The organism is Nocardioides sp. J9, from assembly GCF_007829375.1.
In the GTDB taxonomy this organism is placed as follows: Bacteria; Actinomycetota; Actinomycetes; order Propionibacteriales; family Nocardioidaceae; genus Nocardioides.
Window position 1 is genome coordinate 1 of record NZ_VLJQ01000032.1, and the last position, 2,905, is coordinate 2,905.

General features: G+C 69.9%; 2 protein-coding genes and 1 pseudogene. All 3 read left to right on the forward strand.

From position 1 onward, the window contains the following. Nucleotides 1–623 (forward strand): annotated as a pseudogene (locus L615_RS02950) (argininosuccinate synthase domain-containing protein); the annotation flags it as partial. Further along, a complete protein-coding gene (locus tag L615_RS02955) occupies nt 623–1,108 on the forward strand; it encodes an NUDIX hydrolase (protein ID WP_028654218.1) in 486 nt (161 codons plus the stop codon). The pseudogene L615_RS02950 and the gene L615_RS02955, both read left to right, overlap by 1 nt. Then, nucleotides 1,105–2,565, forward strand: a complete 1,461-nt coding sequence (gene argH / locus L615_RS02960; protein WP_145724063.1) for an argininosuccinate lyase — start codon at nt 1,105–1,107, stop codon at nt 2,563–2,565. The genes L615_RS02955 and argH overlap by 4 nt, the downstream gene beginning before the upstream one ends. Nucleotides 2,566–2,905: the final 340 nt, after the last annotated feature.

Consider the following 2,905-nt stretch of genomic DNA (forward strand, 5'->3'; position numbering starts at 1 on the left):
GCCACGGCCTGGGCATGTCCGACCAGATCGAGAACCGCATCATCGAGGCCAAGTCCCGCGGCATCTACGAGGCGCCCGGCATGGCGCTGCTGTTCGCGGCCTACGAGCGGCTGGTCAACGCGATCCACAACGAGGACACCGTCGCGCAGTACCACAACGAGGGCCGCAAGCTCGGCCGCCTGCTCTACGAGGGCCGCTGGCTCGACCCGCAGGCGCTGATGATCCGTGAGTCCATCCAGCGCTGGATCGCCTCGCTGGTCACCGGCACCGTCACTCTGCGGCTGCGCCGTGGCGACGACTACACGATCCTGAAGAGCGAGGGCCCGAGCTTCTCCTACCACCCGGAGAAGCTGTCGATGGAGCGCGTCGAGAACGCGGCCTTCGGCCCGACCGACCGGATCGGCCAGCTGACCATGCGCAACCTCGACATCGCCGACAGCCGCGCCAAGCTCGAGATGTACGCCGGCCAGCCGCTCGACCAGGGCACCGTGCTCGTCGAGAACGGCACGCTCTTCGGTGAGCTGCCGCCCGGTGGCTACGACCAGATCACCGCCAACCCCAACGGCGGCGACGAGAGCGAGGCCATCCTCGAGGACGTGGCGATGGAGATCGGCACCGACTGATGACGACGGGGCTTCCGGGAGAACCCACCCGCCGCACGGTCGCCCGGGTGCTGCCGGTCAGCGCGGAGGACCGGGTCCTCCTGCTGCTCGGCTGCGACCCCGCGGTGCCCGACGTGCAGTACTGGTTCACCGTCGGCGGCGCCGCGGACCCGGGGGAGCCGCTGGCGCACGCCGGGGTCCGTGAGCTGCGCGAGGAGACCGGCATCGAGGTCGACCCGGCGGCGCTGGGCGACCCGTTCGGGACCTTCGAGGTGGAGTTCTCCTGGAACGGTCGCTCGTACGTCAATGAGTCGACCCTCTTCGCCGTCGCGGTGGAGGAGACCCCGATCAGCTTCGCCGGGCTCGACCACCTGGAGTCGCAGTCGATCTTCGACGCACGCTGGTGGACGCCCGAGGAGCTGCACGACGACGGACGCGCGGTCGACCCGCGCCTGATCGACCAGATGCGGGCGGCCATCGCGCACGTCCGGGGAGGACTGTCATGACCGACACCGACAACCAGCCCGACACCACCGGCCAGACGCAGGGCGGCAAGCTCTGGGGCGGGCGCTTCGCCGGCGGTCCCTCGCCGGAGCTCGACGCGCTGTCCCGCTCGACCCACTTCGACTGGCGCCTGGGCCTCTACGACATCGCCGGCTCGCACGCGCACGCCAAGGCCCTCGGTGCGGCCGGCCTGCTCACCACCGAGGAGGAGGCCGAGCTGCACCGCGGCCTCGACGCGCTGGCGCAACGCTTCTCCGACGGCACCCTCCAGCCGGACCCGTCCGACGAGGACGTCCACGGCGCGCTCGAGCGGCTGCTGATCGAGGAGGTGGGCCCCGACGTCGGCGGCAAGCTGCGTGCCGGTCGGTCCCGCAACGACCAGATCGCGACGCTCTTCCGCTGCTACCTGCTCGACCACGAGTCCGTTGTCAGCGGGCTGGTGCTCGACCTCGTCGACGCGCTCGCGACCCAGGCCGAGCAGCACCTCACGTCCGTCGACGGGGGACCGGCGATCATGCCGGGCCGCACGCACCTGCAGCACGCACAGCCGGTGCTGCTCTCGCACCACCTGCTCGCCCACGCGTGGGCGCTGCTGCGCGACGTCGAGCGGTTCGCCGACTGGCGCCGCCGGGTCGCCGGCGACTCGCCGTACGGCTCGGGAGCGCTGGCCGGGCAGAGCCTGGGGCTCGACCCGCAGCTGGTCGCCCGGGAGCTGGGCTTCACCGGTTCCACCGCGAACTCCATCGACGGCACCGCCTCGCGCGACTTCGTCGCCGAGTTCGCGTTTGTCGCCGCACAGACCGGCATCGACGTCAGCCGGATCGCCGAGGAGGTCATCCTCTGGGCGACGAAGGAGTTCGGCTTCGTGACGCTGCACGACTCCTGGTCGACGGGGTCGAGCATCATGCCGCAGAAGAAGAACCCCGACATCTCCGAGCTGGCCCGCGGCAAGGCGGGACGGCTCGTCGGCAACCTGACCGGGTTGCTCACGACCCTCAAGGCCCTCCCGCTCGCCTACAACCGCGACCTGCAGGAGGACAAGGAGCCGGTCTTCGACTCCGTCGACACCCTCGAGGTGCTGCTGCCCGCGTTCACCGGGCAGGTGGCGACCCTGGTGTTCGACACCGACCGGCTCGGCGAGCTCGCACCGCAGGGCTTCTCGCTCGCCACCGACATCGCGGAGTGGCTGGTGCGCCAGGGGGTCCCGTTCCGGATCGCCCACGAGCTCGCCGGCACCTGCGTGCGCCAGTGCGAGGAGCTGGGCATCGAGCTCGACGAGCTCAGCGACGAGCAGTTCGCGGCCATCTCCCAGCACCTGACCCCCGAGGTCCGCACCGTCCTGACGGTCGAGGGATCGGTCGCGTCGCGCTCCGGTCGTGGGGGCACCGCTCCCGTCCGGGTGGCCGAGCAGCTCGCTGACCTGCGCAAACGCGTCCAGGAGGCCCGCTCCTCACGCTGAGGGGCACCCCGATTTGCAACGGGAGGGACATGTGCTGTTAATGTTCTTCTCGTCGCGGGGAACGCGGCGAAAACCTCCGGGCCAAGGGCCCAACAACGGGGGTCTTCGTCATGCCCGGGACGTGGTTCGGACCCCGGTCCGAAGCTCCGGTTCGCCGGAGTTGACGGCCAGGATGCGAACCACTAACGTTTCACAGGTTGCCCCGCGACCGAAGGCCCGGACAGGGTCCGAAGCGCGGATGCGTGTGATGTTTGAGAACTCAACAGTGTGTCATGCATAGATTCGATTGTGACGTTTGTGTATGCATTGGCGGATCGGCTGGCTCTTCGGGGTTGGTTGT

Bases quoted from the DNA above. Each gene is read 5' to 3' on its own strand.
- L615_RS02955 (WP_028654218.1), top strand. From the start codon at position 623: ATGACGACGGGGCTTCCGGGAGAACCCACCCGCCGCACGGTCGCCCGG.
- argH (WP_145724063.1), top strand. From the start codon at position 1,105: ATGACCGACACCGACAACCAGCCCGACACCACCGGCCAGACGCAGGGC.